Genomic DNA, 26,469 nt, shown 5'->3' with positions numbered 1-26,469 from the left:
ATGGCGCTGCACACGGGCGAGGCGGACCTGCGCGAGGGCGACTACTACGGCGCCGCCGTCAACCGCTGCGCTCGCCTGCGCGCCGCGGGGCACGGCGGCCAGGTGCTGCTCTCCGCGGCGACCGCCCGGCTGGTGCGCGAGGCGTTGCCTGCCGGCGCGAGCCTGCGCGAGCTGGGCCGCTACCGTCTGCGTGACCTCAGCGAGCCGGAGGCGATCGTCCAGCTCGGCGCGCCGGACCTGGCGGACGGCTTCCCGCCGCTCAAGACACTCGATGCCCGCCCGAACAACCTGCCGCTCGCGCTCACCAGCTTCATCGGCCGCGCGGACGAGGTGCGGGCGATCACCGCGCTGGTGCAGCAGACCCGGCTGGTGACCCTCACCGGCCCCGGCGGCACGGGCAAGACCCGGCTGGCGCTGCAGGCCGCCGCCGACCTGCTGGACGACTTCGCCGACGGCGTCTTCTTCGTGGACCTTGCGCCGCTGCGCGATCCCGAAGGGGTGCCGCCCACCATGGCGCGTGTGCTGGAGGTGCAGGAGCGGACCGACCTGCCGCTACGCGACAGTTTAGCCCGTTTTCTTGGCGGCAAGCGCCTGCTGCTGGTGCTGGACAACTTCGAACACGTCCTGCCCGCGGCGGTTCTGCTGCCCGCATTGCTGACCGGCTGCCCCGGCCTTAAGCTGCTCGTCACCAGTCGCGAGCAGCTACGCTTGATCGGCGAACGGCACTTCCCCGTCGGGCCGCTCCCCTTTCCCGACGCCCACGCGACGGTCGAGCCTGCGCAGCTTAGCGCCTATCCGGCCGTGCAGTTGTTCGTCCAACGCGCGCAGGACCAGACCCCGGACTTCGTGCTCAACGCCTCCAACGCTGCTGCCATTGCCAGGATCTGTGCTCGCCTGGATGGGATTCCCCTGGCGATCGAGCTGGCGGCGGCGTGGGTGCGCACGCTGCCGCCGGGAGCGCTACTGCCACGGCTCGACCAACACCTGGCGCTGCTCACGGGCGGTCCTCGTGACGCTCCGGCGCGCCATCAAACCCTGCGAGCGACGATCGATTGGAGCTACGACCTGCTCGTCGATGCGGAGCGCCGGCTGTTTCGGCGGCTGGCAGTCTTCGCCGGCGGCTGGTCGCTGGACGCTGCGGAAGGTGTCTGTACCGATACGATGCTTTCTCCCAAAGACGTCTTGGCGCTCCTCGCCCGTCTAGTCGAGCAATCGCTCGTCATGGTCGAGAGTCACGACTCAGCCCTGCGCTACCGCCTGCTGGAGACACTGCGCCAGTATTGTCACGAGCGGCTCGATGAGAGCGGGGAGCGGGAATGGCTGCAGCGCCAGCACGCCGCATACTTTGCGCAACTGGTGGACGCAGCCGAGACACGGCTCACCGGGCCGGACCAACTGACGTGGTTGAGCCTGCTGGAGGCGGAGCACGATAACATCCGCGCCGCGCTCGCCTGGTGTGAGACAGGCAGTGATCGCGAAGACGTGATCCTGGGGTTGCGGATTGTGGGAGCGCTCTGGCGCTTCTGGCGCGTGCACGGTCATCTGAACGAAGGCCGGCGCTGGTCGGAGCGGCTGCTGGCGGCTGGTGGCAGCGGACCCAATGCCGTGCGTGCAAAAGCGCTGTTTGGCGCCGGCAACCTCGCCTGGAATCAGAACGATTACGACGGCGCAAGCCGCCTGCTCGGCGAAGCTCTCACCCTGGAACGCGGCGTGGGGAATAGCGAACGGATCTGCATGTGCCTGAACAGCCTGGGCATCATCGCCCAGTATCGGCGCGAATATGCGCACGCGCGGCGCCTCCTCGAAGAGAGTCTCGCGCTCGCACGCGGACTCAAAAACGCGGAACGTATCGCCACCACGCTGAACAACCTGGGCCTGCTCGAACTGTACGAGGGGAACTACGAGCAGGCAGTATCCCTGTACCAGGAGTGCCTTGGCCTCAACGAACGGGTGCTGCGCAACCAGCAGGGTATCGCGCTGGCGCACCTCAACCTCGGCACGACCTGCCGGTGTCTGGACGACTGCGGTGCAGCGGCGGAGCACTACCGCGCAAGCCTGGAGATCCTGCAGCAGCTGGGGGACAGACAACTCGTCGCGGACGGCCTCGCAGGTATGGCCGGCGTCGCGGTCGCGACGGACCGGGCGCAACAGGCAGCCCGGCTTCTGGGGGCAACCGCGCAGCTCCGAGAGATGGCCGGGGCCGCGATACCCCTGGCGGAGCGCGAGGACTTTGACTCCATCGTCGCCAGGGTACGCGGAACGCTCGGGGACGAGGCGTACGCCGCGGCCTTCGCCGCTGGAGGCGCGCTTACACCCGAGGCAGCGGTCGCCGAAGCACTGGCCTGCGCCCGTGCGGCAGCGGCGATGCCCGCGGGAACCGTGAGTGCTGAGTCTGATCTCAGCGCCTGGGCGCCTTCAGCGCTGCCATCGGCACCGCGTGTAGACACAGCTCACGCTCACCCGCTCAGTGCACGCGAGCTCGACGTTCTCCGCCTCCTCGCAGCGGGAAGGAGTAACCGCGAGATCGCGGAGGCGCTGGTGCTCAGCGTCCGCACGGTGGAGACGCACGTGGCGCGGATCTACCAGAAGATCGGCGCGGCGAATCGGGCGGAGGCCGCCGCCTACGCCGTGCGGCAGGGCCTCGTTCCGGCGTAGTTCATGTTCCCTGCGTCGGGTGCGGAGCGTATTCACATTGCTATGCCACAGCCGTCCTTCGCCATGGTTTGACCGTGCCCACGGCGCTCTCTACAGTGGCGAAGATGCAGATATCAGACATAAGAGACCGCAGCGGGCCGCGCCGGGCGCCGGCGCCGCGTGTGACTCAGGAGCCGCCCTGCCATGACCGCCTTGCGCTTCTCCACCCAGGCTTTCGCCAAAGCGCCGCTGCACCTGGCCAACACCGACGAGTTCATCGTCAAAGGCGGCCGGCATCTTTTCCCCCGCCTCAGCGACGCCTTCCAGGGTATCCGCCAGATCGGCGTGATCGGCTGGTCCTCGCAGGGGCCGGCGCAGGCGCAAAACCTGCGCGACTCGCTCTCCGGCTCCGGCATCATCGTCAAGGTCGGGCTGCGCTCCGGCTCCGGCTCGGTGCCCGCGGCCGAGCGCGCTGGCTTCACCCGCGCCGCCGGCACGCTGGGCGAGATGTACGACGTGATCCGCGAGTCCGACCTGGTGCTGCTGCTGATCGCGGACGCGGCGCAGGCGCAGGAGTACCGGCAGATCTTCGCCGCGCTGCACCCCGGCGCCACGCTCGGTCTCTCGCACGGCTTCCTGCTCGGCTATCTGAAGAGCATCGGCGCTTCGTTCCCGGCGAACGTCAATGTGATCGGCGTCTGCCCCAAGGGCATGGGGCCGTCGGTCCGGCGGCTGTACGAGCAGGGCGCGGACATCGACGGCGCCGGCATCAACTCCAGCTTCGCCGTCGAGCAGGACGTGACCGGCCATGCCACGGACTACGCCCTGGGCTGGTCGGTGGCGCTCGGCTCGCCCTTCACCTTCCAGACCACGCTGGAGTCGGAGTACAAGTCGGACATCTTCGGCGAGCGCGGCATCCTGCTCGGCGCGGTGCACGGCATCGTCGAAGTCCTCTACCGCTGGTACGTAAACGGCGGCATGTCCAAGGACGACGCCTTCATCAACTCCGTCGAGGCGATCACCGGGCCGATCAGCAAGCTGATCTCGCACCACGGCATCCTCGCCGTCTACGAGTCGTTCGGCGAGGCGGACAAGGAAACCTTCCGCCGCGCCTACTCGGCCGCCTACCAGCCGGCGTTCGAGATCCTGATGGAGATCTACGACGAGGTGTCATCGGGCAACGAGATCCGCAGCGTGGTGATGGCCAACCAGCGCTTCGGCCGCTACCCGATGGGCACGATCGACGGCACGGAGATGTGGCGCGTCGGCGAGGGCGTGCGGGCGCGACGCGGCAGCTTCAGCACGCCCATTCCGCCGGTCACGGCCGGCGTGTACATCGCCACGATGATGGCGCAGGTGGACCTGCTGAAGGAGAAGGGCCACCCCTACTCGGAGATCGCCAACGAGTCGATCATCGAGGCGGTTGATTCGCTGAACCCATACATGCACTTCAAGGGCGTGGCCTACATGGTGGACAACTGCTCCACCACGGCGCGGCTGGGCTCGCGCAAGTGGGCGCCACGCTTCGACTATGCCCTGATGCAGAACGCGTTGCCGAAGCTCGACCGCGGCGACCCGGCCGACGCCGAGCTGATCCGGACCTTCGAGACGAACGACATCCACCAGGCGCTGGCGACGTGCTCCGAGCTGCGCCCGCCGGTGGACATCGCCATCCTCGGGTAGGTCACAGGTGACTGGTGACAGGTGACAGTGTGGCCCGTCTCCAGACCCTCCTGTCACCAGTCACCTGTAACCTATCGCCTGCGCAGGCCGGCGAGCAGGCGGTCGAGCGATTCGCCGACCTCGGCGCGGGCGGCCGGCGGGTCCGGCGCTTCGGCGAGTAATATGCCGGCCTCGCCCAGGGCGCCGAGCAGCAGGTGCGGCTCAAGCCGCTTTCTTGAGGCCTTCGAGGCTGCGACTGGGAGACCCATCTTCGATCAGGGCAGCTCCATGTTCACGTCGAATCCACGCGGTACGAGTTCAGCCGTGATAAGGGTCCAGACCTCTCGCGCCTCTTGTACGGCGAGCCGTGCGTCCTCATCAGTAGCATCTGGCAGATTCTCAAGGTATCGGCCCTCGATGACCCACTCAGTCAGCGCCTGTAGACTTGCGGGCTGTGCCTTCACCGCCCAATTTCCAGGCAGCATGCCACGAAGCTGCTCAAGGTCATGGACTTTGCCATACTGAATTCCCTCATGTCGCAGCGCGCCCTTCAGAGTCTTCTCGGCGGCTTGCTGAGCGTTGAAGCATGCGTGGCGCGGGAGACCGGTGCTTGCTCCTGCGATGATGTCCTCGGCAAGTTGCAGGTCTTCACGCGCCAGCTTGAGGAGGTGACGAACGGCCGTGCGCCGGCTACCCGTGACCATACGCGAGTCTGCCCTCTCGAGCTTCGCTGCGGTCGTAAAGTACGCGCCCCTCACGCAGCGCGGAATAGAGCACGCTACTCGGCTCGTCTCCACGCTGGGCGATGTCGACCGGATCGGTGACTATGATATCGTGCGGCACGCGGACGCCAGCCAGCGCCTTACGAATCTCGATCGCCGCGCCGCGCCGATCGTCCGCCGACGGCAGCACAATCAACAGATCTACATCACTATCCGGCCCGGCTTCACCACGAGCATGCGAGCCGAACAGAATCACCCGGAGCGGATGGAAGTCGTGCACAATGCGATCGGTCATCTCACGGATCCATGCGGCTTCGGGGAGTTCTGCATCGACGGCATTCGTCCTAATCGTTGGAATACCGATGGACGCCTGCCTCTCAACGCCCAGGTCGAGCACCGCCGCCTGCTCGGACGATTGCTGCTCGGCAGCTTCCTTCGTGGGCGTCAGATAGAGCGGCTGCAGGTGCAGCAGCACATCGACGACCAGTACCGCCAGCGGTTCCTGCGCCGCTGCCTCAGGAAACAGGCCGTGCGCGATGTCGTTCCGCAGATTGAGCCCCTGCTGGTCGGTCAAGAGGAAGCGCAAATAGGCGATTGCACCCGCCCCGAGGCCATCGACGAGCTGCGGCGTTGCCAGCACGTCATCCAGTCCCACGAGCATCGTGATGCCGCTACTCGCCTTGACACTCGTCGTGGGAAGCCCAACCTTGCCGCGCAGCCGCCTGAGGATGTCCTCGAGCTGCGGCACAAGGACAAACAGCGCGCTGGCATAATCGCGGGCGAAGAAGCGCTCCAGCCCCGTTCGCACCAGCGGCAGCTTCTCAGCATCGAACGCGACACCCGAGGCGAGGAAGTCGGTAATCGTGTCCGCCGTCCAGCGCTGTGCCTCCGCCATACGTCCATAGAGCCGCGCGAGCACGACGCCACGCATCTGGGCCCAGAGGTGGTACAAATCGAAGACCTGCGCGTCCCGACGCGCCGCGTCAGTCGTGGCGTTGGCAACAAGGCGGCCATCATGGCTGTATCGGTTTCGCCCGATCGCGCTCAGCAGCGGATGTAACGCCGCGAGCGTGGCAGCCTGTGCTTCCAGATGCGCCTTCGCCGGGTGCCAGTCCGGCCGGGTTGCAATGAAGGCGAGCGACTGCGCCGGCGGAAGGTCGCGCAGCGCGACCGCCAGCCGATCGGTCGCGTCGAAGTCCAGTTCGACCGACGTACGGAAGGTCTTGAACTCCGGCAGTGTCTCGTCTTGCTCTTCCTCCAGCCGTCGTTTCATCCGTTCGGCCTGCTCCGTAAAGCCGAGGTCTGCGTAATGCCTGAAGGCCTCGCGGAGAAAGTGCGCCGCTGCGAGGTGCGAGCGACCATCGGCCATCGCCGCCTGTGCCTCGATCGCTTCACCCAATGCCACAAGTGCTCGCCGCTCACCCTCCGCGTCACGCAGGCGTCGGGCGAAGCGCGCCGCAAGCTGATAGGCGTACCGTGCACGGAAGGATTCCGCCTCACCGCCGCCGCGCAGGAAGGCGGCAGCATCTTCAGCGTACTGCCGGCCCTTCACCAGTTCCTCGCGATCGATGAACCGGTCCGGGATCTCGAGGATCCATGGGAGAAGCTCAAGGCCATCAAACGGCGGCGCACTCTCCTCCCGCTCAGTGAGCGCATCAAGCAGCGCCTGCTTTCCCTCCGCGACCAGCTCAGCCTGCTGGAGCTGAAGTGCAAGCTGCAGTGCCCGCAGGATCGCGTCGTGGCGGCGATAGCTGTACGTCTCGGCGAGCAACGGGACCGATGCGAGATACGCCTGCGCCGCCATGAGGGCGCGCTGATACCCCCCTTCCATCTCCCACAGAACATCGGCGTAGCGCGCACGGTGCACCGGCGAGGTGGTGTTCAACACTCCGGTCGCCGCGTGCACGTAGAAACCGGCCCGGTTACGCAAATCGTCGAAGTCCGGCAGCTTGGAGCCGTTGGCCAGCTCGAACTTCGGCTGCCAGCGCCGTCCCCGGCGTTCACCCGGCTCCGGCGTCCTGGGCTGGAGGTCCCAGAGAATGGCTTCGTACCAGAGTGGCTGCAGGCTCTCATCCTCCGCGAGTCCGACCTCCTGCACGCGCCGCCAGATGGCGTGGAACGCCTGCGCCCGTTGGAAGTCATCAACCAGCGGATCCGCTTCGAGGCGCGCACGGGTCTCGTGAAACTCGCACACCGCCTCGTCCGCGACGGCGCGCTGCTCAGCGGTGATCGTTGTGCGCTCTACCATGTCGATACCGTATCAGATCGAGAACACCGATGAGTGATGCTGCTCTCTGTCGGCGTTCATACAGCGCGCAGGCCAGCGAGCAGGCGGTCGAGCGATTCGCCGACCTCGGCGCGGGCGGCCGGCGGGTCCGGCGCTTCGGCGAGTAACATGCCGGCCTCGCCCAGGGCGCCGAGCAGCAGGTGCGCCAGCGGTTCCAGCGGCTGCGGCTCGAGCTGGCCCGCGTCGACCGCGGCCTGCAGCGCCGTGCGCGTCGCGCCCAGGCCGTAGCGTTCGTCCATCTCCCGCCAGGCGGGCCAGCCCAGCACGGCGGGACCGTCGATCAGCACGATCTGGCGCATCGCCGGCTCCAGGCAATTGTCGAGAAACGCCTGCATCGCCGTGCGCATGCGCTGCCAGGGGTCGGCAATGGCGCCGGCCGCGACGGCGAGGCGGGCCATCGACTCCTGCTGCACGTCCTCGACCACGGCGCGGAAGAGGTCCTGCTTATCCTTGAAGTGGTAGTAGAGGGCGCCACGGGTGACGCCGGCCTGGCGCACGATCTCTTCCGTGGCCGTACCGGCGTAGCCGCGCTCCGTGAACAGGCGGCGACCCACGTCGAGCAGCAGGCGGCGCGTCTGCTCGGTTCGGTCTGCCTGACTGCGCTTCGTCGCCATACAGACGGTGTGTATGCTCCGATGAGTAGTCGAATGATAGCACAGGCGCGGCGGGGCACCTATCCCTGCCTCGCTCGGACTCGGCTGCGCATCTCCGGTCTCCGACGGTTGCGCTGCGCGCCCATGCCAGACAGAGCCGTTCCGTACAGATGCCGCGCGCGGCGGGGTTGGGTCCGCCGGCGGCCTTGAAAGGGCGGGGCGCCGCGTGCCAGCATGACCGCATGCCGGATGCGACCGCGGCTGCCTCGCCACACGCCTTCGTGCGGCCGCGCGCCGTGCCGCCGGGCGGCACAATCGCCGTCGTGCTGCCCGCCAGCGCCGTCGATGCGGGGCAGATCGAAGCCGGCACGGCGAGTCTGCAGGCGGCCGGCTTCAGCGTGCGGCTGCCGGCCGACGCGCTGGCGCGCCGTGGCTATCTGGCAGGTGCAAGCGACGCCGCCAAGGCCGCGGCGCTGGTCGCCGCCTTTGCCGATCCCGGTGTCGACGCGATCCTCTGCGCCCGCGGCGGCTACGGCTCGATGCGCCTGCTGCCGCTGATCGACTGGGAGACCGTGCGCGCACATCCGAAGCCGCTGGTCGGCTTCAGCGACGTGACCGGGCTGCACCTGGCGCTGCACCGCGAGGCCGGCCTGATCAGCTTCCACGGCCCGATGCCGGTCTGGGACCTGCCGGACGCCGAGCCGGCCTGGAACCTCGCCGGGCTGATCTCCGCCCTGACCTCCACGCAGCCGCTGCACAGGATCGCCGCGCCGCCCGGCGCTGCCGTGCCGGAAGCCCTGGTGCCCGGTATCGGCGAGGGCGTGCTCGAAGGCGGCAACCTCACACTGCTCGCCGCCCTCTGCGGCACGCGCTGGCAGCCCGATCTGCGCGGCTGCATCGCCCTGATCGAGGACACGCACGAGTCGCCCTACCGTGTCGATCGCATGCTGACGCAACTGCTGCTTGCCGGCGCCTTCGCCGGCGTGCGCGGCGTGCTCGTCGGCGATTCGCCCGACTGCGACCGCCCGCCCTCCCCGCGCGGCCTGACGCTGCGCGAGGTGCTGCTTGACCGGCTCGGCGGGCTGGGCGTGCCCGTGCTCTACGGCTTCCCCTGCGGCCACACCCCGTACCGCGCGACGCTGCCACTCGGCGTGCGCTGCCGCCTGGACACCGCCGCCGGCACGCTCACGCTGCTGGACGCCGCCTGCGTGTAGCGGGCCCTCGCGTCATGTCACATACCCCTCGCCCAATTCCGGGCGAGGGGCGATCTCGCGGTGCTGGATCGGGGCGGCGTCGGGTTAGTCAACGCACGCCGTGCCTCGTTGCAAAGCTTCGCTAACCCGACACCCAACCGTATTAGCAACCAAGGATCGCCCCTCTCCTTCGCCCAGGATTGGGAGAAGGAGAGGGGGACGGGGGTGAGGATGAGGCCTGCTCTACCCGGCCCGCGCGTAGGCGTGCAGCGTGCGGCCCTCCGGGTCTTTGAAGGCGAAGGTGCGGCCGAACTCTTCGTTGTGCGGCTCGCTCACCGTCTCGACGCCGCGCTGCTTCCACGCCGCGTAGGCCGCGTCGACGTCGTCGACCAGCAGATAGAGCTCGATCTCGCGCGGCGTGTTGTGCTCCTGCGCCGCCATGATCGCCCACATCGAGCCTTCGCGCGTGGTGAACTGGCTGAAGGCGCCCTCGATCTCCTCTTCGGCGGCCAGGCCGAGCTGCTCGGTGAAAAAGCGCCGCGTCGCGCCCATGTCCCTCGTCGTGAGGATGGCGTAGGTCAGCCCCTTGATCACGGTAAACCCTCCCTGTGTCTGCTCGCGGCCGGATTCCCTGCCGGCCACAGACTTAGGCTACGCGAGGGTTCCTGACAGCGTGGTGGCAGGAGCGCGCGGCGGTTCAGAAAGAATGTTCTGCTGTTCCACCGGCGCGTACCGTTCCAGCAGGGCGCGGGCCTCCGTCGCCAGGCGCTCACACAGCGCCGCCGGCTCCAGCACCTCGGCGGCCGCGCCCCACTGCAGCAGCCAGCCCAGCAGCTCGCGCTCATCGCGCAGCGCATAGACGAAGACCGGCTCTCCGCCCAGATCAGCTTCTTCGCGCAGGAAGAGGTAGGGCTGGCGCTCGCGCGCCCAGCGCAGCGCCGCGGCGTCGAAGCGCACGCGCGCCTCGGGGAAGCGGCTGAGGGCATCGCCGGACTCGGGACCGATGGCGGCGTGGCGCCCGCCACGTACGAAGCGCTCCTCCAGCACCTCCAGCCGGTCGATGCGATCCAGGTGGAAGAAGCGCGGCGCCCGCCGCAGCCGGCACCAGCCGGCCAGGTGCCAGGCGCCGGCGCCGTAGATCAGGCTCACCGGTTCGACGTCGCGCTCCTCGGAGGCAGGGCGCAGATAGGCGTGGTAGAGCAGCCGCACGACGCGCCGCTCGCGGATGGCGCGCCGCAGCAGCGCCTGCGAGGGCCGCGCCGGCCGCTCGCCGAAACCGGGAAAGCACAGCTCCTGCAGCCAGCGGGCCACATCGGCGCGCTTCTCCGCCGGGAGCACGGCGGCCAACTTCTTCAGCGCCGTTTCCGCCTCGGCGCGCAGCTCGGGGTCGAGCCGCCGGCGCAAATACTCGCCGCCGAGCAGCAGCAGCGCCGCCTCCGTGGACGTGAAGCTGAGCGGCGGCAGAAAGTAGCCGTCGAGCAGCCGGTAGCCCTTGCCCGGCGTGGCGACGACGGGCACGCCCGCCTCGCAGAGCGCCTCCACGTCGCGGTAGACGGTGCGCACGCTCACTTCAAAGGCGCGGGCGAGGTCCTCGGCGCGGCGCTCGCCGTGCGCCTGGAACTCGAGCAGGATGCCCATCAGCCGGTCGGTGCGATTCATCCATCACTCGCCGGAGGGGGCGAAGCCGAGCAGTTGCCGGGTGAGCTGGATGTGGCCCAGGTGCAGGGCGCCGTGCTCGACGGCGTGCAGCAGGCACTCGCGCGCCGTCATCTCGCCCTCCGGCAGCGTGCCGCGGTAGGCGGTGGGCGGCGTCAACGTCTTGTCGAGCGCCGCGTCGGGCAGACTGTCGAAAGCGTCGTGCACCTCCGCGATCCAGCGCCGGCAGCGGGCGGCCAGGTCGGCGAAGCTGCCGCTGGCGGTGAACTCGGCGGCGCGATCGCGCGGCACCGTGCGGCCGGCGCCGAGCGCGAGCGTCCAGAACTCGCCGGCGCCGAACAGGTGCGTGGCGAGCGTGAACAGGCTGTTCGTCTCCGGCAGGTCAAGCTTGCGGTTGAGCGTCTCCTGCGGAATACCCTCCAGCGCGGTGAGCGTGTCCTGCCCGATGCGCTCGAACACCATCGCGAACTGCGCCGCTTCGCCCGCCATGTTGCACCTCGCCCAGCCCGGCAGATGCGCTGCCGGCTGCTTCATGATAGCCGAGGCGAAGAGCGACGGCAGCGGCGTGGAGCTACTGCTCGCTCTGCGTGCTCTGTGTGGAGACTTCGAGCGGCGCCAGCAGCGGCGCACCCTGGCTGTCGTCGAAGCCATAGGTGACGAAGCTGATGCGCGATGGACAGCAGAGCGGGTCGGCGTCGCTGTAGCGCGAGAACTGCGCCGTGATGCGGCCGGAGCTCACCAGGCGCACGATCGTGGCCGAGCCGTCGAAGCGCGAGTTCATCGCCTCGGGCGAGATCGTGCCGGCGAAGGCGCCGTTAACGAAGACGAAGAACTGGTAGCCGAAGGGCCGGCACATGCCGTCGTAGCCGGAGAGGCCGCTGATCAGGGTGATGCCCCAGCCGCCCTGGTAGGCGCCGAACAGCGTCCAGCCGGCGTCGCTCACCGCCTGGTCCTCGGCCGTCTCGACGGGGCGCTCGTCCTGGCCGCACCTCGGGTTACTGAAGTCGCCGGCGGGCGCCGCGGGCACGGCCGCGCCGGCCGTGTTCCAGTTGACGAGCGGCTGATCCATCCATGACCCGTCGGCGTGCGCGGGCCGTGCGCCGACCAGCGCCAGCGCCGCCAGGAGCAGCGCGGCAAGCACCAACAAACGCTTCATCGATCGCTCCGTCCGAGGCAGGCCAGCGGCACATACCTCGCATGCAGTGCAATTCTTGCACGCACATCCACGAGGCGACAGGCGCCCGTCACTGCAAAACGCTGGCAAGGCACCGAGCCAGGAATCGCCAGATGACGGCAGCGTTGGATGGCGACGCTGTTGCTTCGCTGCCGTCCGGCGTGCTACGCGTAGACGCACAGGCTGAAACCGCTTGGCCTCAGCAGGAGGATCGCCATGTGCGCCACGGCCGCCGCGCAGCCGGAGATCGCCGATCTCGTCCACGCCGAGATGGAGCGCTGGGAGGTGCCCGGCCTTGCCGTCGGCGTGCTGCACGAGGGGCGCAGCGAGGCGTGGGGTTTCGGCGTCGCCAGCATCGAGACGCGTCAGCCCGTGACCGCCGACACGCTCTTCCAGATCGGCTCGATCAGCAAACTGTTCACCGCCACGCTGGCGATGCAGCTCGTCGAGGCCGGCACGGTCGATCTGGACGCGCCGATCGCCTCGCACCTGCCGGAGTTGCGGCTGGCCGACGCCGCGGCGCAGGGCAGCGTCTCGCTGCGCCACCTGCTGACGCACACCGCCGGCTTCTACGGCGACCGCTTCGACGATTTCGGCCTGGGCGACGATGCGCTGGCGAAGGCCGTCGCAAGCTTCGACCAGTTACGCCAGTACACAGCGCCGGGCGAGCTGTGGAGCTACTGCAACACCGGGTTCCAGCTCGCCGGCCACCTGGTCGAGCGGCTGCGCGGCCAGGCGTTCGAGACGGCGGCGCGCGAGCGGCTGTTTGCGCCGCTGGGACTGGAACGCTGCACCTACTTCGCGCACGAGGCGATCACCTATCCCGCCGCCGTGGGCCATGTGCAGCCGCCGGGCAAGGAGAACCGCATCGCGCGGCCCTATCCGATTCCGCGGGCGATGAACGCCGCGGGCGGCATCATCGGCACGGTGGGCGACCTGCTGCGCTTCGCGGCGTTTCATATGGGGCAGCTTCCGGTCGATGGCGTGCTCGGCGCCGAAAGCGTGCGGGCGATGCAGCAGCCCCAGGTGGAGGCCGCGCTGGCGCCGCACTGGGGGCTGGGCTGGATGATCGACACGATCGACGGCGCCAGGCTGATCGGCCACGGCGGCGCGACGAACGGCTTCAATGCGCGGCTCGTCTTCGTGCCCGAGCGCAGCTTCGCGCTGGCGATCCTCACCAACAGCGGCCAGGGCTCGGCCGCCTACCGGCCGATCGAAGCGGCGCTGCTGAAGCGCTATCTGGGCCTGCGCACGGCTGAGCCTCCCGCGATCACCCTGCCGGCAGAATCGCTGGCCCGCTACGCCGGCGCCTACGAGCGGCCGCTCTCGCAGTTCACGCTAACGCCGGCAGACGGCGGCCTGCGCGTGGAGATGACCGTGCGCAGTCCACTCTCCGGCACGGAGACGGTGATGCCGCCCTACCACGCCGAGCCGATCGGCGAGCGCAGCTTCCGCATCACCCACGGCGCGCCGGCGGGCTCGACCTTCGACTTCATATTGAGTGCGGATGGCAGCGTGCGCTTCCTGCGCTTCGGCGGGCGGGTGAGCGACCCGGCCCCCATCCCCCGCCCCTTCCCCCAATCCTAGGGGAAGGGGAGATCTAAGCGCGGGGCAGCCGGGGCTGAAGGCGTGGCTACGGATGGGGTGAAGGACAGGAAGAACTGGGTGCGGGGCGTGGCGGCTGACCGCGGCATCGGGATGTGGGCGGCGATCGATGAGTACTTGGAGCTGCTGGAGCGGCGGCGGGCGGTGCTGCTGACGATCGTCGAGGGGCTGCCGAGCGTGGCGCTGGACTGGACGCCGCTGCCGGCCGGGACAAGCTCAATCGCGATGCTGGCGCACCACTGCGCAGACGATCTGCGCTGGTGGCTCGTCGAGGAGTTGAGCGGCCGACCGGTTGGCCGCGACCGGGTGCGTGCCTTCGCCGTGCGCGGTGAGGACGGCGCGACGCTGGCGGCGGTGCTGAACGCGGCGTTCGATGAATGCGCCGCCGCGCTGCGCGGGTTGGACCCTGCCGCGCTGGAGCGCTTTTGGCCGGTCGGCATCGCGCATCCGCGGCGCGGACAGCGGCAGTCGGGGCACTTCCGTGTCTACTACGCGCTGCTGCACCTGATGGAACACGTCGGCCAGATGCAGCTCACGCGCCAGCTGTGGGAGGCAGCGAACGCCCGCGTCTGAGTCGCCTGGGGCAACTGCACCCCGCGCTGATTTCACCAGCTGCCACTGCCGCCGGCTACTTGCTCATCGCGTTGCGCAAGGTGGCGCCGTCGAAGCCGGACGGCACCTGACCGGTCTGGGCGAAGTAGTAGACGGCCGCACGCACGATCTGGTTGAGCGTGGCGACGATCAGGCTGAGCAGCGCCAGGTAGACGGCGGCGATGCCGATGCAGGCCAGCGCCTGGGTATGATCGGCGGAGAAGAAGCCGCGCAGACCGAGCACGATCGCCGGCAAGGCGAACAGCCCGCTGATCATGCCGATGCCGATGTTGCTGCTCACCTCTTCGCCCCAGACCTTGTGCACCAGGCCGATGCTGCGGCCGAGCACGCTGAACGGGTCGCCGCCCTCGGCCACGATCACGGGCACGCTCAGGAAGGTCGCGATCTCCCAGGCGGCGCCGAACAGCAGCACGGCCAGCAGGCCGCCGAAGCGCAACTGCCGCCCGATCGTGCGCAGCAGCACGCCGACCGTGGCCGAGATCGCCGCCAGCACCAGGATCGTGATGATGTTATCGACGGCGACCCAGAGGCCGTGCTCGAAGCCGAGCTCGCCGCCGTTCAGCCGCTCCAGCACGATCGCGACGAGCGCCGTGTTGAAGAAGACCGAGATGAACGAGGTCGTCATGTAGAGGATGAACAGCCGCATCAGCGGGAAGCCGCTGTGCAGATGGTCCGAACTGCGCATCGCCCCGTAGACCGGCGCCAGGATGATCGCCGTGGCGAGCACGGTGCAGACGGTGCTGAGCAGCGTGAACAGTAGCAGCCGCTTGTCCGCCCAGAGGATGCGGGCGCTCGTCTGCGTTAGCAGCCAGCCACGGTAGATGCGATCGATGAACACGCCTCGCCTCCAGGGCGCCGCGCCGCGCGGCCGGCGCCACTGCGCATCAGCATCGGCGGAGGGCGGCGAAGACTGAAGGAGCGAACCAGTGACGGCTGGAACCCGCGCCGAGGCCGGGCGGGGAAAAGTTCTGACTGCGGCAGCGGGCGATGGCTGACGTGCCGGCCGGCGCTGCGGTCGTGCGTGATGCTATCCTGCAGGCGGTGCCGGCGGCGCCCTGATCGCGCGGCCACGGCGCCAGGATTCGGCGAAGGAGCACTCCGCCATGATCGTCGCCACCACCTTCGATATCGCGGGCTACGAGGTGACCGAGACGCTGGGCGAGGTCTTCGGCATCACCGTGCGCAGCCGCGGCCTGTTCGGCAACATCGGCGCCGGGTTGAAGTCGCTCGTCGGCGGCGAGATCAAGCAGTACACCTCGCTGCTGGAGCAGGCGCGCGAGCACGCCGTGCAGCGCATGATCGAGCGCGCCACCGCCGCCGGCGCCGACGCCGTGGTGATGATGCGCTTCGACTCTTCGGAGATCGGCAACACGATGTCCGAGATCGTCGCCTACGGCACCGCCGTCAAGCTGCGCCCCGCCGGCTGATGCCGTCATTCTCAGCGAGACGCGGCGAACGGGATGCCGCCCCTGCCGCCTCTCAAGCTGTACAGGTACCGGAGTATACTGCTGCCACATGTGACGACAGGTGCGGCTGTACGGCGAGCATGGTGAGGGAGATCGTCATGGCCAGGCCGGATGACCCGTCACGCGAGGAAGCAGGCTTCCGCTGGCAGGTCGGCGTCTGGGACGGCATCTCCGACCTGTATGTGCGCGAAATCGACAACCGCTTTCAGCCAGTCATCGAGCGCCTCATCAACCGTGCGGCTCTGCGGCCGGGCGAGCGCGTGCTGGACCTGGGCGCCGGCACCGGCGCGGTGGCGCTGCGCGCGGCGCCGCTGGTGGCGCCGCACGGCAGTGTCCTGGCCGTTGATCCGAGCCCGGCAATGCTGGCCCGCGCGGAGCAGCGCAGCCGGGCGCTGGCGCAGGGGCAGATTCGCTTCGTCGAGGGGCGCGGCGAAGCGATCCCGGCCGAGACGGCGAGCCTCGATGTTGCGCTGGCGTCGCTGAGCCTGATGTATGCCATCGACCGAGCGGCGGTGGCGCGAGAGCTGGGCCGTGTGCTGCGCCCCGGCGGCCGCCTCGTGGCGGCGGTCTGGGCGGGGCCCGAGCAGTGCGATATCGTGCGCTTCCAGGCCGCCGCCGGGCGGTTTGCCCCCATGCCGCCGGTGCAAGGTGTTGGTCCCGGCGCCCTGGCCGACCCAATGCCGTTTCTGGCACAGCTCGCCGCGGCTGGGATTGCCGCGACGGTCGAAAGCGAGCTGCTCAGCTTCACCTTCCCCGATTTTGCGACCGCCTGGGAGGTACTGGCCGGCGTCACCACGGCCAGTCTGGCTCGCGAGCGGCGGGCGGAGGCACAGGCGGCCGTGCAGGCCGAGATGTGGGCCGAACCGAACCAGCCGCGCCAGTTCCAGAACCGCACGAGGTTCATCGCCGGACGGCGGTAGACTCAGCCACGCTCCACCGGCAGGGACGCGTCGCGCCGGCGCTCTAACGGCCGCGAGCCCGGCGGACGCATCCATGCCGCGCCGCGCCTGCTGGGAGGCGTTCGCCTGAGGCGCGGCCGGCCCCACTCCAGCAGCCGCTGCAGCAGCGCCCGCAGGGCGGGCGTTTGGCGCAGCGCCGCGCGCAGCAGCGCGATCTCCGGTTCGGAGAGCACCAGCGGGGCGCGCTGGTACATGCCGCGGTGGTTGTAGTAGCAGAAGCGCACGCTTTCGCTGCCGGCCGCCTCGCCCTCGGTGTAGCGCAGCAGTTGCAGCGCCGGCACGTGGTACTCGCCTTCGACCCGCGCCTCTTCCGCCACAACGCCGCTGCCCCAGTGATAGCTGAAGGTGCGTTGCTTCGCACCCTTCGCCGCCTTCGCCATGCTGCACCTCACCGCCGGGGCGCTCACGCCTGCCGGCCCGCCTTATCCTATCCGCCCTTCGGCGCACGTTGTCGCCCGGGCGGCGCTGCATCATGCTCCCGGGTGATCCCGCCGCGGCTCGACCGAACCGCGCCGAAAGTGGCCGTACACGTGCGTTCATGTAAGCAAAACCACCCGGCGGTCGAAACTCAAAAGGGGCGGTCCACCGCGGCGTGATACGCTGAAAGTACGATGCACTGGGAAGAGATCGTCCGCACGATCGGCTACGCCGGGCTCTTCGCGATCCTCTTCGCGGAGACGGGGCTGCTCGTCGGCTTCTTCCTGCCCGGCGACACGCTGCTGATCTCCGCCGGGCTGCTGGCCGCGCGCGGCCACCTGCACCTCGCCGGCGTGCTGGCGGCGATGATCGCCGGCGCCGTGCTGGGCGATGCAGTCGGCTACCTGATCGGCCGGCAGGCAGGCAAGCGGCTCTACGGGCGCGAGGATTCGTTCTGGTTCCGGCACGATCACATAGAGAAGGCCCGCCGCTTCTACGCGCGCCATGGCGGCAAGACGATCGTGGCCGCGCGCTTCATTACCGGCCTGCGCACCTTCGCGCCCGTGGTCGCCGGCGCCGCTGAGATGGGCTATCCACGCTTCGCCTTCTTCAATGTCGCCGGCGCCGTGGGCTGGATCGGCAGCATCACCATGCTCGGCTACCTCTTCGGCAACGCCGTCAGCCGCTACGACCACTACGTGTTCATCGGCGCCGTTGCGCTGCTGCCCTTCCCCAGCCTGATCGGGCTCACGCAGGTGTTCCGCCTGCGCCGCGCCCGCGCCCGCTTCTACGCCCGGCGCCTGCTGCCGGAGGTACAGCCCGTCGAGGCCGACGAGTAGGAACCGCGCCGGTCTCCTGCTACCGCACCGCGATCGGCAGCGTCCAGCGGATGGCGCGGAAGCCCTGCTGGTCTTCGACCACGCTGCCCACGCCCGAGCCGGTGTAGGGCCAGACGGCGAGGCGATCGTCGCTGGCGAAGGTTGCGACGCGCAGGTAGAGGGTGAGGTTGCCGCTCGCCGGCGCCGTCGCGCTGACGGCGAGGGTGCAAGTGCCGCCAGCCGGCCAGGCGCCGCTGACGTCCGCCTCGGCGATCCACTGCGTGCTGGCGGCCTTGCCCACGCCGGCGCGCGTGCCGTTTCCCAGCGTGCTCACGCTGCTGCCGGGCGGGAAGACGTTCGCCCGCGCGTTCAGGTCGCAGGCGGTCAACTGGGCCGCCAGCCTGGTCGCGTCCGGCGAGCTGACGGTGATGCTGCCCTGGCTGCCCGCTGCGCCGAAGTTCTGCGCCGTGAGCTGGAAGGTGAACGTGCCGCCGGCCGCCGGCGCCTCCGCCTCCGCCTGCACGGCGGTGATCTTCAGCGCCGGCCTGCCCGCGCCCGCGTTCGGATTCGGCGGCAGCGAGAGGTCCGGCGTCGGCAGCGCGGCGGCGCGCGTGGGCGAGGGCGTCGGCCGCGGCGTGGCCGTCGGCGCCGGGCTGGGCGTAGCCGACGCGGTCGCGCTCGCCGCCGTCGCGGGCGAAAGATGGAACGGCGCGCTGGCGAGCACCACGGCCTCGCCCAGGCTCGGACCCTGCATCACCCAGGCGAAGAAATCGCCGGGCGCGAAGCGCTGCCGCGTGGAGCGCACCTCGAAGCACTTGTCGGCGATCGGCTCCAGCGCCAGCGGCGGCGAGAGGCCAACGAGCGCCGGATCGTTGTCGCCCCTCGGCGGCTGGTCGTGGTTGGTGAGCGCGATCAGCGGCCGCGCCGCGGCGGCGCCGGGCGTCAGCGAGAAACAGACATCGACGAAATCGCCGGCGGGAAAGGTGCCCGCGTGCTCGCGCTTGTTCGAGTCGTAGACCTGCAGGTTGCTGACCGTGGCGGCGCCGCCCACCCCGCGCGTGCCCGCGCCGCCGGTCGTGGCGGACGCGGCCGGCGGCGCCGTTGCGCTGGCCGCCGCGCTGGTCGCGGTCGCGGGCGTGTTGCCGCCGCGGCCACGGATCAGCACCGCCGCCAGCGCCGCGCCGCCCACGGCCAGCGTCGCGATGATGGCGCCGATCGCCAGGATCAGCGTGCGCTTGCCGCGCCCGGATCGCGCGGCCGCCGGCGTAAGGCTCGACGGCGTGTTGGAATCTGGATAGGCCGGCACATATTGCGGCGTGAAGGCGGAGGTCGGCTGCGGCGTGTGGGCCGGCGTTGCCGGAGGCGGCGGCACCGGCGTGGCGGGAAGCGTGATCGCCTCCGGCGCCTCAGCGACGGGCGCCGGCTCGGGCGGCATCAGCAATGTGCGCTCCTGGTCCTGCGGCCGCGCCGGCATGACCAGGGTGGCCGCATTCGGCGTGGCGCTGCTCAGCGCGGCCTGCAACTGCGCGGCGAAGGCGCCGGCCGAGGCCGGGCGGGCGGGCGGGCTCTTCGCCAGCGCGGACTCGATCGCGGCGTAGACGCCCTCCGGCAGGCCGGGGCATGCCTCGCGCAGCGGCGGCGGCGGATCGTAGACCTGGGCGTGCAGCACGGAAGCGGTATCGCCCACGAACGGCGGCTTGCCGGCCAGCAGCTCGTAACCCAACACGCCCAGCGCGTAGACATCCGCGGCCGGGCCGACGTCGACGCCGCGCACCTGCTCCGGCGCCATGTAGCGCGGCGTGCCGATGCTGTCGCCCGCCCGCGTGTAGGACGAGCCGCCCTGCGTGCGCGCGATGCCGAAGTCCATCAACACCACGCGCCCGCCCGGCTCGATCATCACGTTGGCGGGCTTAATGTCGCGATGCACGATGCCCGCGGCGTGCAGCGCGTCCACGGCGCTGCAGAGGCCGCGCAGAAGCTCGGCCGCGCGCGCGGGCGCGAAGCGGCCGTTCGCCGTGAGCGCGGCGGCCAGCGTCTCGCCGGCAATCAGCTCCATGGCGAAGAAGGGACGGCCGTCCGCCTCGCCCACGTCGTAGACGGTGACGATGTTGGGGTGGTGCAGGGCCGCGATCGCCCGCGCCTCGGCCAGGAAGCGCTGGCGGATCACCGCGTCGGCGGCGAGGTGCGGCAGCAACGCCTTCAGCGCCACCTCGCGCCCGAGCGCGGGGTCGAGGGCGCGGTAGACGGTCGCAAAGCCGCCGCCGCCCAGGATGCCGAGCAGCTCGTAGCGGCCGAAGGTCTGCGGCGAGGTCATACCCGGTCCTGCACGGCCGTCTTCAGTGCCGCGCGGTGCGACGCGCGGCGCTTCCCTTTATAGTACGCGCCGCCCAGACCGGACGATGCAGAGAACGCCCCGCGCCGCGCTCGCCGCGCCGCATTCTTCTTGCTCGCTTCAAAGCCGGCGACGCGGAGCCGGCGCGTGGCCTCACCGCCAGCCCCTCTCCATTTCATGGAGAGGGGAGATGAGGCGCCTTCTCAGCCAAACCGCCCGTCCGGGGTCGATCCCTGCCGGACGTTTTCAGCGCGGGCTAGAGCTCAGGCGCGACCTCGGTCGTGAGCAACTCGAGCTGTTGCAGCGAGTCGGCGAAGGGATGCAGCAGCAGGTGCTGCAGGCCGGCGTCACGCAGGGAGCGCAGGATCTCGATGCACTGCCCTGGCGTGCCGGCGACGCCCGCGCCTTCCCCGGCCGGCGCCCTGCCGTACTGGCGCGTCATGCCGGCATTGAGACGTTCGCGGGCATGGTCCTCGTCGTGATCGACGGCGATGTAGACGCGCTTGGACAGCGGGAAGCTCCCCTCGTCGCGGCCGAGTTCCTTCATGTACGCACGGATCTGCGCGATCTGGGTGAAGAAGTCGGCATTGCGGGCGCCGCCCGCACCCATCCAACCGTCGGCGAGCCGCACAGCGCGGCGCAGGGCGGCCGGCGCGTGGCCGCCCATCCAGACCGGCGGGTGGGGCTGCTGCACGGGCTTCGGCGACACGGAGACGTCTTCTAACTGCCAGAACTCACCCTTCAGGCGAACCTGCTGCTCGGTCCAGAGCGCCTTCATGATCGTGAGACTCTCGGTGAAGCGCGCCACCGGACGCTCGGCGCCGATGCCGAAGGCGGGGTACGCCGCCGTGCTGTTTCCCAGGCCGACGCCCACGGTCACGCGCCCGCCGCTGAGCTGGTCGAGCGTCGCAACCGCCTTGGCGAGCTGCACCGGCTGCCGGTAGTTCAAGATAATCACCGAGACGCCGAGCCGGATGCGCCGCGTGCAGGCCGCCGCGTACGCCAGCAGCGTGACCGGCTCCAGCGTGCCCTGGCCGCCCACGATGCTTTCCGTGAGCCAGAGGTCCTCATAGCCGAGGCTTTCGGCCCGCGCGGCGAAAGCCCGAACCAGATCGGTATCGACGCGGTCGCCTGGAAAGACACCGGGCAGGCTGATGCCCAGCCGCAGGCCGCTCTTCGTCAGCATCGTCTCCTCCTGTCCGCACTCCGGCGCACCGGCATCGTGACGCCCCCACGCCGCCTCTGGACCGGCGACGGGCTTCGCGGGAAATGAACAACCGTACGCCTGCTGCTTCCGCCTGGCACGGAGCTTGCCCGCGGATCGCGGTTGTGGCGCGGATGTTCGCCCTCCGCAGACTGTATCAGCACGCTGCCGGCCCTGGGGCACGACCGGCAAATCAGTGGATGGAGTCCAGATCGAGAAGGTAACAACGCGCCCATCCCGCACCCTCGTTACCGGCGAATGCTCAAGCGGCTGATCGGCGAGGCCGATGCTGCACGTGTCAACTCCTCCAGCGGCCGCCGGCCGGCGCTCCGCGGAACGGGTAGGGCGTGTCGATCGTCGTCGTCGTCCGCTCCCGCCGCCGTCACGATGACGGGGTGGTCATCCATCTCGACAGCTTCCGCGACGCGGTGCGCTTCGCCCAGGACTGGCAGCGCCGCCATCCCGCCGACCGCGTCTCGATCCTCAGCGCTGGCCTCGAACCGCTGGCCGCGCTCGACGCGCCTCAGCCCGAGGCCCAGCCGGGCAGCAGCGCCCCCGGCACACTGTCGTAGGGCGGCAGATACGGCTTCAGGTCCAGCAACGGCGTGCCGTCCACCACGTCCAACCCGCGCACCAGCAGCTCAGTGCCCTCGACACGCAGCAACGGCACGACGGAGACGCCGATCGGATTCGGCCGCCCGGCCACGCGCAGCGCGAAGACGCCGGTGGGCGGCAGCCGCGCCGCGCCGCCCGGCTGAATCGCCACGGCCTCGCGGGCGTCGAGAGCGAGGTGCAGCCAGGTCAGCACGATCAGGTGCGAGAAGCCCTCGATGCCGCACAGACCGGCCGCGTGCTCCGTCATGATCACGAGTCGCGATTCGACCGCCTGCCAGCCGTCCGGCCGCGGCCGCGTCACGCCGTTGCGCACCACGCCGATCGGCCGCAGCTGCAGCGCGGGGGCCGGCGCCGCCGCGGTTGCAGAGGCCGACGCATCCTTGGCGGGCGGGTTGGCAGCGGCGTTGCCGGCTGGCTCGCGGCGGCGGAAGAGGCGGGGCATCGCCTCAGCCCTCCCCTGCGGCAACGCCGAGCAGCGGCAGCAGCGCCGGCATGGCGTCGATCAGGCGGCAGGCGCCGGCGGCGGCCAGCGCCGCGGCCGGCTGTGCGCCGTAGGTGACGCCCACGGCGCGGACGTTCGCGTTGGCGGCCATCAGCATGTCGTAGCTGCTGTCGCCGACGACGAGCGTTTCTTCCGGTGCGGCCTGCAGCTCGGCCAGGGTGCGCAGCACCAGGTCTGGCGCGGGCTTGTGCCGCGGCACGGAGTCGCCGCCGAGCACCAGCGCCATGAACGGCCGCAGCCCCGCCGCGGTCACCACCGCCTCGGCCACGCGCTGGCCCTTCGTCGTCGCCACGCTGAGCGCGACGCCCGCGGCGCGGCAGGCGGCGAGCGTGGCGATCACGCCGGGGAAGGGCGGCGTGCGCGGCACTTCGAGCACGTCGTACTGCACGCGGTAATGCGCGATCAGCGCCTCCACAAGCGGAGCATCGGCAGCGGGCAGCGCCGCGCTGAACATGTGCGAGAGCGGCAGGCCGATCATGGCGTAGACGCGCTCCGGCGCCAGCGGCCAGGGCGCCGTTGAAGGTGCGGGCGATGCCCTGCTGGCTGTCCACCAGCGTGCCGTCGAGGTCGAAGATGATCAGCCGCGGCATCGACAGCGGAGCGCACGGGAGCGCGTCGGAACGGTTCATGCCCGCCTTGCCGCTAGCGCACGCCGCGCAGGATGGGGTAGCCCTCCGAGTAGCCCATCTCCACCAGCTCGACACCGGGCGTCTGGCGCTCGAGCTCCTTGCGGATCGGCGCGACGTTGGGCGGACTGGTGGTCGGCGGCAGCCAGTCGTCGTGGTGGGAGAGGACGATGCGCCGCGGCCGCAGCAGGTCGGCCTCGCGCGCCATGAACTCGGCCAGGCTGCCCTGCACCGGCTCACCGTCGATGTTGCCGCGGCCGGCGGCGGCCAGCAGCGCCACGTCGGGGCGCAGGTCGCGCAGAATGCCGGTCCAGTGGCCGGAGGTATCCTTCCAGAGGATGCTGCCTTCGGGCGTCTCGATCAGGTAGGCGAAGGCGCCGCCCTCGCCGCGGGGCCGCTGGCGGTTGGCGCCGAGATGCGCCCGCACCTCGGCCATGCCCGGCCGCTCGTCGCCGCCGCGCCGCCCCTGCCGCGCCTGCAGGTTGCTCTGCCGCTCCTGCAGGGTCAGGCCGCGGTCGCCCAGGCAGACCTCGTCCGGCCCGCCGCTCATGCTCGCCCAGATGCAGGAGTGCTGGCTGGGGAAGACCCGCACGGAAACGTTGTCCGAGAGGCGCACACGCTCACCGCCGGCCACGGCGATCAACTGCTGCTCCGGCACCTCTTCCTCGGTCATCAGCCGCGCCGTCTCGTGCGAGCCGATGATCGTGGCGCCCGTGTTGCGGGCGATGCGCTCGGCGCCCCAGAGGTGGTCGAAGTGCGAGTGGCCGACGAGGATGAAATCGGCGCGGTCGACCTCGGCCGTGGTCAGGCCCACGGGCGGCGCGGCCGGCACGCGGTCCATGTAGGCGTCGAGGAAAATGGTGAGGCCGTCCACCTGCAGGCGGAAGGTCGCTACGCCGAGCCAGTCCAGGGTCGCGGACATCGATCGCCCCTCCTGTGACGGGGATGGCAGGTGTCTGAACGGCGCTCCAGTCGGTGACGGGCTGCCGGGGCGCCTAACCCCGATTCGGCTGAAGCCGAATCGGGGTTAGGCGCCCCGCGCCGGCTGCTCGACGGGGGGTTCACTCTCGACCCCGCGCCCCTTGGCCGCGACCGCCTCGGCCAGTGCGATCAGCGCGCGGGCGCGGGCGACGACGGGCGCATCCACCATGCGGCCGTCGAGTTGCACGGCGCCGTGGCCCTGTTGCTCCGCCTCCTCATAGGCGGCGACGACGCGCCGCGCCTCCTCGACCTTCTCCGCCGCGGGCGTGAACACGCGGTTGATCGGCTCGATCTGCGCGGGGTGGATGGCGAACTTGCCCTTGCAGCCCAGCGCCCGCGCCGCCTCGGCCTCGCGCACCAGCCCGGCTTCGTCGCGGATGGCGGGATAGACCGTATCCAGCGCCAGCACGCCCGCCGCCCGCGCGGCCACGGCGATCAGGCTGCGCGGGTAGGCCAGCTCGGCGCCCGCCAGCGTGCGCTCGATGCCGAGGTCGGTGACGTAGTCCTCGGCGCCGAGCTGGATCGCCAGCGTGCGCTTCGAGGCCCGCGCCGTCTCGTAGCACTTGACCAGCCCCCTGGCGCTCTCGATCACGAGCAGCAGCCGCAGCTTGCCGGCTTCGAGCCCGGCCGCGGCCTCGGCGTCGCGCAGCAGCGCTTCGAGGTAGAGCACCTGCTCCGGCTTGTCGGCCTTGGGCAGCATGATGCCGTCGAGCTGCTCGCAGACGACGGCGCGCACGTCGTCGCGCGTGCGCAGCGAGTAGGTGTTGTTGACGCGCACCCAGAGCTGCCGCCCCGGCGTCACGAGCGACGGCAGCGCCTCGCGCGCCGCGGCGCGGGCCTGCTCCTTGCCGCTCTCCGGCACCGAGTCTTCGAGGTCCAGCACCAGCGCGTCGGCCTCGGCCAGGCCGCGGGCCTTCTCGATCATCTCCGGCCGGATCGCCGGCACGAACAGGGCGGAGCGGAGGACCGTCATGGGACCGGCCCCCATCCCCCGTCCCCTTCCCCCGATACCAGGGGAAGGGGGGGTCTCAGCTCGGAGGATTGAGGCTGACCGTGGGACTGTGCCTCCGCGCTCCTCTTCTCCCCTCTCCCTCGCAAAGCGCGCTCCGCGCGCTGGCCAGCCATGGAGAGGGGCCGGGGGTGAGGCCACGCGCCGTTTGCCAACCGCGCCACTAGACGGTCACCGGCAGGTCGAGGCGCTGCGCTGCAAGCGCCTCGCGGATCTTGGCGGCCACCGGCTCGTCGGGCGGCACCAGCGGCAGGCGTGGCTCACCCACGTTGAAGCCGGACTGGTTGAGCGCATACTTGAGCGGCGCCGGGTTGCCGATCAGGAACATCGCCTTGACCAGCGGCAGCAGGCGGCGGTGGATCTCGGCGGCCTTCTCGTTGCTGCCGTTGACGAACGCCTGGATCATCTGCTGGATCTGCGCGCCGACCAGGTGCGAGAGCACGCTGACCACGCCGTAACCGCCGATCGCCAGGACCGGCAGCGTATCTTCGTCGTTGCCGCTCCAGACGCGGAAGTCGCCGCGGGCGCCCTGGATGATGCTGCTGATCTGCGCCAGATTGCCGCTCGCTTCCTTGATACCGATGATGTTGGGAATGTGCGAGAGGCGGATCGTCGTCTCGGCGCTCATGTCCGTGACGGTGCGGCTGGGCACGTTGTAGAGGATGCAGGGCAGCGTGGTGTTGCGGGCGATCGCCTCGAAGTGGCGGAACAGCCCCTCCTGGGAAGGCTTGTTGTAGTAGGGCACGGTGAGCAGCAGCGCGTCGACGCCGATGCGCTCGGCCTCGCGCGAGAGCTCGATGCTTTCGGCCGTGTTGTAGTTGCCCGTGCCGGCGACGACGGCGCCGCGGCCGCCGGTGGCCTTCTTCACCGTGGCGAAAAGCTGCCACTTCTCCTTGGTGGTCAGCGTCGGCGCCTCGCCGGTGGTGCCGGCCACCACGAGGCCGTCGGAGCCGGAGTCGAGCAGGGCGCGGGCGAGCCGCCCGGCCTGGTTGAAATCGATCTCGCCGCCACGGTCAAACGGGGTCGCCATGGCAGTAAGCAGCCGGCCAATCTCGACCATCGCCGTTTCTCCTCCGAACTGGCCCTCATCCCCTGTCCCCTTCTCCCATCGTGCAACGAATGGGAAACGGGGAACCGCGTTGCGGAAGGCTGAGGCTGAAGGCGTGGCGCCGTCGCGGACGCGTCGGGCGCGTTATGACGCGCACTTACAATACACCGATCGCGAGCAGGGTGGGCGCCGAACCACTGGTTGCTGCCCGCCGCCGCACGATGCGCCGCGGAGGCAACCAGCGGCGCCCGCTAACCCGACGCCCCCTGGAACGCTGCAACCCGGATCGCCCCTCTCCTTCTTCTGATTGGACATCGCGTTCCACGCGATACGGATCATTGGGAGAAGGAGAGG

The 26,469-nt window shown here is 70.1% G+C and carries 25 protein-coding genes and 1 pseudogene; 9 read left to right on the top strand and 17 right to left on the bottom strand.

What is annotated here, in order from left to right; all coding sequences use genetic code 11:
- The coding region (locus VKV26_25450) for a LuxR C-terminal-related transcriptional regulator (GenBank protein ID HLZ73264.1) at nucleotides 1-2,655 on the top strand (2,655 nt) is incomplete at its 5' end.
- Nucleotides 2,656-2,838: 183 nt separating this feature from the next.
- Nucleotides 2,839-4,317, top strand: coding sequence for a ketol-acid reductoisomerase (locus tag VKV26_25445; GenBank protein HLZ73263.1), 1,479 nt, complete (start codon nucleotides 2,839-2,841; stop codon nucleotides 4,315-4,317).
- A 71-nt stretch (nucleotides 4,318-4,388) separates the two neighbouring features.
- Here the strand turns inward: VKV26_25445 and VKV26_25440 are convergent, their stop codons facing one another.
- The 4 genes from VKV26_25440 to VKV26_25425 are packed head-to-tail and all read right to left on the bottom strand — an operon-like array spanning nucleotide 4,389 to nucleotide 7,919.
- Nucleotides 4,389-4,565: a hypothetical protein gene (locus VKV26_25440; protein ID HLZ73262.1), complete on the bottom strand. Its 177-nt coding sequence runs from the start codon at nucleotides 4,563-4,565 to the stop codon at nucleotides 4,389-4,391.
- A 6-nt stretch (nucleotides 4,566-4,571) separates the two neighbouring features.
- Nucleotides 4,572-5,000, bottom strand: coding sequence for a HEPN domain-containing protein (locus VKV26_25435; GenBank protein HLZ73261.1), 429 nt, complete (start codon nucleotides 4,998-5,000; stop codon nucleotides 4,572-4,574).
- Complete coding sequence (locus tag VKV26_25430; GenBank protein HLZ73260.1) at nucleotides 4,987-7,266, bottom strand: DUF4209 domain-containing protein; 2,280 nt, start codon at nucleotides 7,264-7,266, stop codon at nucleotides 4,987-4,989. Before VKV26_25430 ends, VKV26_25435 begins: the two co-directional genes overlap by 14 nt.
- Nucleotides 7,267-7,322: 56 nt before the next feature.
- Nucleotides 7,323-7,919, bottom strand: a complete 597-nt coding sequence (locus VKV26_25425) for a helix-turn-helix domain-containing protein (GenBank protein HLZ73259.1) — start codon at nucleotides 7,917-7,919, stop codon at nucleotides 7,323-7,325.
- A gap of 221 nt (nucleotides 7,920-8,140) precedes the next feature.
- Here VKV26_25425 and VKV26_25420 point away from each other — a divergent pair, with 221 nt between their 5' ends.
- Nucleotides 8,141-9,112, top strand: a complete 972-nt coding sequence (locus VKV26_25420; protein ID HLZ73258.1) for an LD-carboxypeptidase — start codon at nucleotides 8,141-8,143, stop codon at nucleotides 9,110-9,112.
- 222 nt (nucleotides 9,113-9,334) lie between these two features.
- On the opposite strand, the gene VKV26_25415 is transcribed toward VKV26_25420, so the two are convergent.
- From VKV26_25415 to VKV26_25400, 4 genes are all read right to left on the bottom strand, one after another.
- Complete coding sequence (locus tag VKV26_25415; GenBank protein HLZ73257.1) at nucleotides 9,335-9,685, bottom strand: VOC family protein; 351 nt, start codon at nucleotides 9,683-9,685, stop codon at nucleotides 9,335-9,337.
- Between the two features lie 57 nt (nucleotides 9,686-9,742).
- Complete coding sequence (locus VKV26_25410) at nucleotides 9,743-10,750, bottom strand: YafY family protein (GenBank protein ID HLZ73256.1); 1,008 nt, start codon at nucleotides 10,748-10,750, stop codon at nucleotides 9,743-9,745.
- A gap of 3 nt (nucleotides 10,751-10,753) precedes the next feature.
- Complete coding sequence (locus VKV26_25405) at nucleotides 10,754-11,236, bottom strand: DinB family protein (protein ID HLZ73255.1); 483 nt, start codon at nucleotides 11,234-11,236, stop codon at nucleotides 10,754-10,756.
- A gap of 82 nt (nucleotides 11,237-11,318) precedes the next feature.
- Nucleotides 11,319-11,903: an LppP/LprE family lipoprotein gene (locus tag VKV26_25400; GenBank protein ID HLZ73254.1), complete on the bottom strand. Its 585-nt coding sequence runs from the start codon at nucleotides 11,901-11,903 to the stop codon at nucleotides 11,319-11,321.
- Between the two features lie 234 nt (nucleotides 11,904-12,137).
- On the opposite strand from VKV26_25400, the gene VKV26_25395 reads away from it, so the two are divergent.
- The gene (locus VKV26_25395; protein ID HLZ73253.1) at nucleotides 12,138-13,508 is read left to right on the top strand and encodes a serine hydrolase; all 1,371 of its coding nucleotides are present in this window, start codon (nucleotides 12,138-12,140) and stop codon (nucleotides 13,506-13,508) included.
- Nucleotides 13,509-13,565: 57 nt separating this feature from the next.
- Nucleotides 13,566-14,099 carry a DinB family protein gene (locus tag VKV26_25390; protein ID HLZ73252.1) on the top strand — a complete coding sequence of 178 codons (534 nt, stop codon included), beginning with the start codon at nucleotides 13,566-13,568 and terminating at the stop codon, nucleotides 14,097-14,099.
- Nucleotides 14,100-14,154: 55 nt separating this feature from the next.
- Here the strand turns inward: VKV26_25390 and VKV26_25385 are convergent, their stop codons facing one another.
- Nucleotides 14,155-14,976, bottom strand: coding sequence for a DUF6159 family protein (locus VKV26_25385; protein ID HLZ73251.1), 822 nt, complete (start codon nucleotides 14,974-14,976; stop codon nucleotides 14,155-14,157).
- A 265-nt stretch (nucleotides 14,977-15,241) separates the two neighbouring features.
- Between VKV26_25385 and VKV26_25380 the strand changes: the two genes are divergently transcribed.
- Together VKV26_25380 and VKV26_25375 are read left to right on the top strand one after the other, a co-directional pair.
- The gene (locus VKV26_25380) at nucleotides 15,242-15,565 is read left to right on the top strand and encodes a YbjQ family protein (GenBank protein ID HLZ73250.1); all 324 of its coding nucleotides are present in this window, start codon (nucleotides 15,242-15,244) and stop codon (nucleotides 15,563-15,565) included.
- Nucleotides 15,566-15,702: 137 nt separating this feature from the next.
- Nucleotides 15,703-16,524, top strand: coding sequence for a methyltransferase domain-containing protein (locus tag VKV26_25375; protein HLZ73249.1), 822 nt, complete (start codon nucleotides 15,703-15,705; stop codon nucleotides 16,522-16,524).
- Nucleotides 16,525-16,526: 2 nt separating this feature from the next.
- Here the strand turns inward: VKV26_25375 and VKV26_25370 are convergent, their stop codons facing one another.
- Entirely contained in the window at nucleotides 16,527-16,943 is a 417-nt protein-coding gene (locus tag VKV26_25370) for a hypothetical protein (GenBank protein HLZ73248.1), read from the bottom strand.
- Between the two features lie 231 nt (nucleotides 16,944-17,174).
- On the opposite strand from VKV26_25370, the gene VKV26_25365 reads away from it, so the two are divergent.
- A complete protein-coding gene (locus tag VKV26_25365) occupies nucleotides 17,175-17,819 on the top strand; it encodes a VTT domain-containing protein (protein HLZ73247.1) in 645 nt (214 codons plus the stop codon).
- Between the two features lie 19 nt (nucleotides 17,820-17,838).
- Here the strand turns inward: VKV26_25365 and VKV26_25360 are convergent, their stop codons facing one another.
- Together VKV26_25360 and VKV26_25355 are read right to left on the bottom strand one after the other, a co-directional pair.
- Nucleotides 17,839-20,112 carry a serine/threonine-protein kinase gene (locus VKV26_25360; GenBank protein ID HLZ73246.1) on the bottom strand — a complete coding sequence of 758 codons (2,274 nt, stop codon included), beginning with the start codon at nucleotides 20,110-20,112 and terminating at the stop codon, nucleotides 17,839-17,841.
- Between the two features lie 274 nt (nucleotides 20,113-20,386).
- Nucleotides 20,387-21,316: an LLM class flavin-dependent oxidoreductase gene (locus tag VKV26_25355; GenBank protein ID HLZ73245.1), complete on the bottom strand. Its 930-nt coding sequence runs from the start codon at nucleotides 21,314-21,316 to the stop codon at nucleotides 20,387-20,389.
- A 365-nt stretch (nucleotides 21,317-21,681) separates the two neighbouring features.
- On the opposite strand from VKV26_25355, the gene VKV26_25350 reads away from it, so the two are divergent.
- A complete protein-coding gene (locus VKV26_25350) occupies nucleotides 21,682-21,906 on the top strand; it encodes a hypothetical protein (GenBank protein ID HLZ73244.1) in 225 nt (74 codons plus the stop codon).
- Here the strand turns inward: VKV26_25350 and tsaA are convergent.
- The 5 genes and pseudogenes from tsaA to dapA all read right to left on the bottom strand — a co-directional run bounded on the left by tsaA (nucleotide 21,858) and on the right by dapA (nucleotide 26,127).
- Nucleotides 21,858-22,391 (bottom strand): tRNA (N6-threonylcarbamoyladenosine(37)-N6)-methyltransferase TrmO, encoded by a 534-nt coding sequence (gene tsaA / locus VKV26_25345; GenBank protein ID HLZ73243.1) that lies wholly within the window; start codon nucleotides 22,389-22,391, stop codon nucleotides 21,858-21,860. The genes VKV26_25350 and tsaA overlap by 49 nt on opposite strands.
- A 4-nt stretch (nucleotides 22,392-22,395) precedes the next feature.
- Nucleotides 22,396-23,007 (bottom strand): annotated as a pseudogene (locus VKV26_25340) (HAD-IA family hydrolase).
- Nucleotides 23,008-23,093: 86 nt separating this feature from the next.
- A complete protein-coding gene (locus VKV26_25335) occupies nucleotides 23,094-23,999 on the bottom strand; it encodes an MBL fold metallo-hydrolase (GenBank protein ID HLZ73242.1) in 906 nt (301 codons plus the stop codon).
- Nucleotides 24,000-24,104: 105 nt separating this feature from the next.
- Entirely contained in the window at nucleotides 24,105-25,031 is a 927-nt protein-coding gene (locus tag VKV26_25330) for a CoA ester lyase (GenBank protein HLZ73241.1), read from the bottom strand.
- Nucleotides 25,032-25,230: 199 nt separating this feature from the next.
- Complete coding sequence (dapA, locus tag VKV26_25325; protein HLZ73240.1) at nucleotides 25,231-26,127, bottom strand: 4-hydroxy-tetrahydrodipicolinate synthase; 897 nt, start codon at nucleotides 26,125-26,127, stop codon at nucleotides 25,231-25,233.
- Nucleotides 26,128-26,469 lie beyond the last annotated feature (342 nt).

This window comes from Dehalococcoidia bacterium (assembly GCA_035310145.1).
Taxonomy (GTDB): domain Bacteria; phylum Chloroflexota; class Dehalococcoidia; order CAUJGQ01; family CAUJGQ01; genus CALFMN01.
Note: the sequence above shows the minus strand (reverse complement) of the source record. Positions and strands in the feature narration are given on the sequence as shown.

Bases quoted from the DNA above. Each gene is read 5' to 3' on its own strand.
- VKV26_25445 (HLZ73263.1), top strand. From the start codon at position 2,839: ATGACCGCCTTGCGCTTCTCCACCCAGGCTTTCGCCAAAGCGCCGCTG.
- VKV26_25440 (HLZ73262.1), bottom strand. From the start codon at position 4,565: ATGGGTCTCCCAGTCGCAGCCTCGAAGGCCTCAAGAAAGCGGCTTGAG.
- VKV26_25435 (HLZ73261.1), bottom strand. From the start codon at position 5,000: ATGGTCACGGGTAGCCGGCGCACGGCCGTTCGTCACCTCCTCAAGCTG.
- VKV26_25430 (HLZ73260.1), bottom strand. From the start codon at position 7,266: ATGGTAGAGCGCACAACGATCACCGCTGAGCAGCGCGCCGTCGCGGAC.
- VKV26_25425 (HLZ73259.1), bottom strand. From the start codon at position 7,919: ATGGCGACGAAGCGCAGTCAGGCAGACCGAACCGAGCAGACGCGCCGC.
- VKV26_25420 (HLZ73258.1), top strand. From the start codon at position 8,141: ATGCCGGATGCGACCGCGGCTGCCTCGCCACACGCCTTCGTGCGGCCG.
- VKV26_25410 (HLZ73256.1), bottom strand. From the start codon at position 10,750: ATGAATCGCACCGACCGGCTGATGGGCATCCTGCTCGAGTTCCAGGCG.
- VKV26_25405 (HLZ73255.1), bottom strand. From the start codon at position 11,236: ATGGCGGGCGAAGCGGCGCAGTTCGCGATGGTGTTCGAGCGCATCGGG.
- VKV26_25400 (HLZ73254.1), bottom strand. From the start codon at position 11,903: ATGAAGCGTTTGTTGGTGCTTGCCGCGCTGCTCCTGGCGGCGCTGGCG.
- VKV26_25395 (HLZ73253.1), top strand. From the start codon at position 12,138: ATGTGCGCCACGGCCGCCGCGCAGCCGGAGATCGCCGATCTCGTCCAC.
- VKV26_25380 (HLZ73250.1), top strand. From the start codon at position 15,242: ATGATCGTCGCCACCACCTTCGATATCGCGGGCTACGAGGTGACCGAG.
- VKV26_25375 (HLZ73249.1), top strand. From the start codon at position 15,703: ATGGCCAGGCCGGATGACCCGTCACGCGAGGAAGCAGGCTTCCGCTGG.
- VKV26_25370 (HLZ73248.1), bottom strand. From the start codon at position 16,943: ATGGCGAAGGCGGCGAAGGGTGCGAAGCAACGCACCTTCAGCTATCAC.
- VKV26_25365 (HLZ73247.1), top strand. From the start codon at position 17,175: ATGCACTGGGAAGAGATCGTCCGCACGATCGGCTACGCCGGGCTCTTC.
- VKV26_25360 (HLZ73246.1), bottom strand. From the start codon at position 20,112: ATGACCTCGCCGCAGACCTTCGGCCGCTACGAGCTGCTCGGCATCCTG.
- VKV26_25355 (HLZ73245.1), bottom strand. From the start codon at position 21,316: ATGCTGACGAAGAGCGGCCTGCGGCTGGGCATCAGCCTGCCCGGTGTC.
- tsaA (HLZ73243.1), bottom strand. From the start codon at position 22,391: ATGCCCCGCCTCTTCCGCCGCCGCGAGCCAGCCGGCAACGCCGCTGCC.
- VKV26_25335 (HLZ73242.1), bottom strand. From the start codon at position 23,999: ATGTCCGCGACCCTGGACTGGCTCGGCGTAGCGACCTTCCGCCTGCAG.
- VKV26_25330 (HLZ73241.1), bottom strand. From the start codon at position 25,031: ATGACGGTCCTCCGCTCCGCCCTGTTCGTGCCGGCGATCCGGCCGGAG.
- dapA (HLZ73240.1), bottom strand. From the start codon at position 26,127: ATGGTCGAGATTGGCCGGCTGCTTACTGCCATGGCGACCCCGTTTGAC.